The organism is Absiella sp. AM29-15, from assembly GCF_003434225.1.
Taxonomy (GTDB): domain Bacteria; phylum Bacillota_I; class Bacilli_A; order Erysipelotrichales; family Erysipelotrichaceae; genus Hoskinsella; species Hoskinsella hominis.
On the sequence record NZ_QVFL01000035.1, the window covers coordinates 1 to 5,620 of the forward strand.

A 5,620-nucleotide genomic window follows, 5' to 3' on the forward strand; every position below is an offset into this window, starting at 1 on the left:
GATGTGGACTGGTATGTAAAGGCAGAGGATATTGTGTTGAAGAATAAAGGCAATCAGAACGCAGGTAATCCACAGAACCCTACACCGCAGGGACAACAGAAAAAATAGGATTGCCGAGTAAAAATTATATTGTAGAGCATACTGCATAACGGTATAATTATTTCATATCAAATATAATGGAGTGATGAAAATGAAGCATATCTTAATTGTTGATGATGATATTCATATAAACAAAATGTTGGACGAAGTTTTAGTACATGAAAGATATATGGTTTCCCATGCTTACTCTGGTACAGAAGCATTATTATTTTTAGCAGATACAAAACCAGATTTGATTTTGCTAGACTTAATGTTACCGGGATTGTCTGGGGAAGAATTATTACCACAAATATCAGATATTCCCATTATTGTTATGAGTGCAAAAGTAGATGTTGAAGATAAGGTATCTCTTTTACTTGGTGGTGCAGTTGATTATGTTACTAAGCCTTTTGATACAAAAGAATTATTGGCAAGAATTACTGTTGCACTTAGAGTTAAAACACCCTCATTAAACAGAACATTAGAATTTGAAGATATTACATTGGATACATTTACTTATGAAGTGTTCATAGAGGACAAAAAAGTAAAACTGACGAGAACGGAATATGCTATTTTGAAATTGTTAATACAAAATCCGAAGCAAGTTATTGTAAAGTCATCTCTTTTAGAAAAAATTAGTGAGGACACACCAGACTGTACTGAAAGCTCATTAAAAATGCACATTAGTAATTTAAGAAAAAAACTTCGTGATATAAGTGGAAAAGATTATATTGAAGCTGTTTGGGGAATTGGATTTAAAATGAGAACAGAATAAATCTTTACTGTTTCTTTACTGTTTTCTTTACCGTTTTCTTTACTCTTACAAGATAGAATAACTATATCAGAAAATAGGAGGTAAAAATCATGGAATATGTTCTTAAAACAAATTCTTTATGTAAGAACTACGGGCATTTTAAAGCACTCAACGGCTTATCAATGAATGTGCCTAAAGGTTCGATTTATGGTCTTATCGGCAAAAACGGAGCAGGCAAAACAACTCTTATACGGTTGATATGTGGTTTACAAGAGCCTACATCTGGCGACTATGTTCTTTATGGCAAAAAGCACATAGATAAGGACATTACAAAATCTCGTCGCAGAATGGGAGCAATCGTAGAAACACCGTCAATTTATGTTGATTTAACAGCGTATGAAAATTTAAAGGAGCAATACAAAGTATTAGGTATTCCCTCTGATGATGGAATTTCCGAAATATTAAAATTAGTTGGTCTTGAAAATACGGGAAATAAAAAAGCAAAAAATTTTTCTCTTGGTATGCGTCAAAGACTAGGTATTGCGGTTGCTCTTGCAGGTTCGCCAGATTTTCTCGTTCTTGATGAGCCAGTCAATGGACTTGACCCACAAGGAATTATAGAAATTAGGGAATTGATCTTGAAGCTCAATCAAGAACATGGAATTACCGTTTTGATTTCTAGTCATATATTAGACGAGCTATCAAAACTGGCAACATACTATGGCTTTATTGACAATGGTAAAATGATAAAACAGATTAGCTCTATTGAATTGGAAAGTAAATGCCGAAAATGTACTCATTTAAAAGTATCAAGCACAAAAACCCTTGCTTATGTTTTAGACACTATGAACATTGAATATAAAATACTTTCTAATACAGAAGCGGATATTTTTGAAAAAGTTAATATTTCAAAATTAACGACAGAATTATCCAAAAAAGATTGTGAAGTTATTTCGATACATGAACATGATGAAAGTTTAGAAAGTTATTTTGTTAGCTTGGTAGGGGGTGCAAGACATGAATAAATTATTATCTGCTAATTTCTTTCGATTAAGGAAAAATAAATGTTTTTGGGGTTCATTAGCTTTTATGTTTGTGATTGGAATAGCTAGCCCACTATTGAGATATAGGGATATGAAACAGTCTGGATATATCAATAATCTTGACAATGGATTTTTCATGTGTGCATTGTTCATAGGAATTATTCTTGCTGTATTTTGTAGTCTTTTTATCGGTACAGAACATAATGACGGAACAATCAGAAACAAAATTATCGTAGGACAGAAAAGAGAAACTATTTATTTATCAAATATGGTAACTTGTTCTATTATTGCAATTACAATGTGTATTGTGTTTTTTGTTCCGTATCTCAGCGTTGGAATTCCTTTACTTGGATTTTTTGTTGCTGATATGAAAATGATTGTAATGATAGGAGTAACTGTCTTGGTTTTATCAGTTACATTTGCTTCTCTTTTTACACTTGTAGCAATGCTCTCTCAAAATAAAGCTATTATTGCAGTAGCTTGTATTCTATTTTCATTTGGGCTTTTGTTTGCTGGTGCAATATGTAATAGAATGTTGGACGCTCCAAAAACTATTCCAGCTTATTCGATAGGAGAAAATGGAGAAAGAACAGCTCAAGAAATGGAAAATCCAAAATATTTAGACGGAACAAAACGAGAAATTGTGCAATTCTTTTATGATGTAAATCCAGGCGGTCAAGCAATTCAATGTTCAACAATGCAAGTTGTTAATTTAACACGATTGCCTATATATTCCTTAGTAATCGTTATACTTACAACTGGTGCAGGTGTTTGGATTTTCAAGAAAAAAGATTTAAAGTAAAGGAGTGAAAAATTATGCTATGGTTATGGCTTTTCATAAGTGGACTGATTTTAGTAATTATCTTGTTACTTATCAAGATACATTTATTACGAAAATCTGCAAAAGAAATAGAATGTTCATTCTCTGAAAAGCTCATAACCGATAGTAATACTCTGATTGATATTTCAAGCAACGATAAATATATGTGTCATTTAGCAAATGAAATAAATATCCAGCTACGAAAGCTCCGAGCTGAACGCAGAAAATTTCAAAAAGGCGATATAGAATTAAAAAATGCTGTTACAAATGTTTCTCACGATTTACGCACACCGCTAACCGCAATATATGGCTATTTGGATTTACTTGAACAAGAAGAAAAAAGTGAAAAAGTGAATAGATATATTGCTGTCATAAAAAATCGTACAGAAATGCTAAAACAACTAACAGAAGAATTATTTCGTTATTCTGTGATTTTAACTTCAGAAGAAGATTTAAAAATTGAACCTATTACTATTAACAATGTATTAGAGGAAAGTATCGCTTCATTCTATACAATTTTAAAAGAAAAGCAAATTTCTCCTAAGATTATCCTTCCACAGAAAAAGATAGTCCGTAATCTTGACCGTTCCGCATTATCAAGAATATTTGCAAATTTATTGAATAATGCAGTCAAGTACAGTAATGGCGATTTAGAAGTTACATTATTTGAAAATGGAGAAATTCATTTTATAAACCATGCTTCAAATTTGACTGAAATAGAAGTTGGAAAATTATTTGACCGATTTTATACAGTTAATAATGCTAGAAATTCAACTGGACTGGGATTGTCTATTTCAAAAGCATTAGTTGAAAAGATGAATGGTACAATTTCAGCCGAGTATAATAATGAAATGCTTAATATTTGCATTGTGTTTGATTTGTGAAAATAACTTTTTATAGCAGTTAGTCTTTGGATTGACTGCTTTTTTCGTACCCAGAAAGGAGTGATTGATTTATGCGTAAGATTTGGAACAAAGGACACCGTATCAGAGCCAGCGACAAACACCTTGTCTATCATTTTTCCATAGGGACGCTTCTGTTTGTATTCGTGGCGATTCTATTGCTATTGAATATCAAACAGCTCATGCGTACCGATTGGGAGCATTTCAGCTTGTTAGAAAACGGCTTGACACTCTCCCCTTACAACTTCATAACCATACTGATAGCGACTGGTGTTTGTGCATTGGTCGCTTTTCTGTATTACCGTTTTTGTTATGACAGTTTCAAGAAGCTCCTGCACCGTCAAAAGCTGGCACGAATGATACTGGAAAATAAGTGGTATGAAGCCGATACCGTACAAGACAGCGGTTTTTTTACTGACCTGCAAAGCAGATCAAGAGAAAAAATCGTCTGGTTTCCAAAGATTTACTATCAAATGGAAAAGGGACTGCTTCATATCCGCTGTGAAATTACGCTGGGGAAATATCAAGACCAGCTTTTACGGTTAGAGGATAAATTGGAAAGTGGCTTGTATTGCGAGCTGACCGACAAAACCTTACATGACGGCTATATCGAATATACTCTGCTTTATGATATGATAGCGAACCGCGTTACCATTGATGAAGTACGGGCAGAAAACGGCTGTCTTAGATTGATGAAAAATCTTGTCTGGGAATATGACGCACTTCCCCATGCTCTGATTGCTGGTGGGACTGGTGGCGGTAAAACTTATTTTCTGCTGACGCTTATTGAAGCCTTACTGCATACAAACGCTGTCCTTTATATCTTAGACCCGAAGAACGCTGACCTTGCAGACTTGGGAACAGTTATGGCAAATGTGTATCATACCAAAGAAGAAATGATTGATTGCGTCAATGCCTTTTATGAGGGCATGGTACAGCGAAGTGAGGAAATGAAGCGACACCCGAACTATAAGACGGGCGAAAACTACGCCTATCTGGGACTGCCACCCTGCTTTCTTATCTTTGATGAATATGTGGCATTTTTTGAAATGCTGGGGACAAAAGAAAGCGTGAGCCTACTTAGCCAGTTAAAGAAAATCGTTATGTTAGGGCGACAAGCAGGTTATTTCCTTATCGTTGCCTGCCAGCGTCCAGACGCAAAGTATTTCTCGGACGGTATCAGAGATAACTTCAATTTCCGTGTGGGACTTGGGCGTATCAGCGAATTAGGTTACGGTATGCTGTTTGGTTCAGATGTGAAAAAGCAGTTTTTCCAGAAGCGTATCAAGGGGCGTGGCTATTGTGATGTGGGAACAAGTGTTATAAGTGAATTTTATACGCCTTTAGTCCCGAAAGGACATGATTTTTTGCAGACTATCGGTTCTCTTGCACAAGCAAGGCAGGACGGGACGGCGACGTGCGAAGCGAAAGGCGACGGCACGGACTAGCCGTTGCTGGTGTGGCGTAAGCCACGCCAGCAGGTAAAACCCCTCGGTATCTAACAGAGGGGTACGTTTGCAAATAGACAATAGACAAAAAACATAGGAAACATAAGGCTTCTGGCATGGTTTCCTAGCAAAAATCGGCTGTGAAGTCGTCTTAAAAAACTTCACACTTGACAGATTGGGGGTATGGTTCTGAATGAAGAACAATGGATAAAAGAATTACGGGAGAAACGGATTGCTTACGGTATCTCACAAGGCAGGCTGGCGTTGGCTTCTGGTATCACAAGGGAATATCTCAACAAGATAGAAAGCGGAAAAATGAAGCCGTCAAAGGAACTTCTGGAAACTCTGCATAAAGAACTGGCAAGGTTTAATCCAGAAGCACCGCTTACCATGCTGTTCGATTATGTGAAAATTCGTTTTCCCACGCTGGATATACAGCACATCATCAAAGATATATTAAAACTGAATATCAATTATATGCTCCATGAAGATTACGGACATTACAGTTATACGGAGCATTATTCTTTAGGGGACATCTTTATCTATACGTCGGCTGACGAAGAAAAAGGTGTCCT

The 5,620-nt window shown here is 35.8% G+C and carries 6 protein-coding genes; all 6 read left to right on the forward strand.

The genetic code is table 11. From position 1 onward, the window contains the following. Positions 1-190: 190 nt before the first annotated feature. A complete protein-coding gene (locus DW761_RS20595) occupies positions 191-853 on the forward strand; it encodes a response regulator transcription factor (protein ID WP_117519222.1) in 663 nt (220 codons plus the stop codon). Positions 854-942: 89 nt separating this feature from the next. Continuing rightward, on the forward strand, positions 943-1,857 hold the full coding sequence (locus DW761_RS20600; protein ID WP_022621470.1) for an ATP-binding cassette domain-containing protein: 915 nt from the start codon (positions 943-945) through the stop codon (positions 1,855-1,857). After that, positions 1,850-2,677, forward strand: coding sequence for an ABC transporter permease subunit (locus tag DW761_RS20605; RefSeq protein WP_117519223.1), 828 nt, complete (start codon positions 1,850-1,852; stop codon positions 2,675-2,677). Before DW761_RS20600 ends, DW761_RS20605 begins: the two co-directional genes overlap by 8 nt. Positions 2,678-2,691: 14 nt before the next feature. Continuing rightward, positions 2,692-3,579 (forward strand): sensor histidine kinase, encoded by an 888-nt coding sequence (locus DW761_RS20610; protein WP_180339902.1) that lies wholly within the window; start codon positions 2,692-2,694, stop codon positions 3,577-3,579. 71 nt (positions 3,580-3,650) lie between these two features. Then, a complete protein-coding gene (locus DW761_RS20615; protein WP_117519225.1) occupies positions 3,651-5,045 on the forward strand; it encodes an FtsK/SpoIIIE domain-containing protein in 1,395 nt (464 codons plus the stop codon). A 183-nt stretch (positions 5,046-5,228) separates the two neighbouring features. After that, the coding region (locus tag DW761_RS20620) for a helix-turn-helix domain-containing protein (protein WP_147323342.1) at positions 5,229-5,620 on the forward strand (392 nt) is incomplete at its 3' end.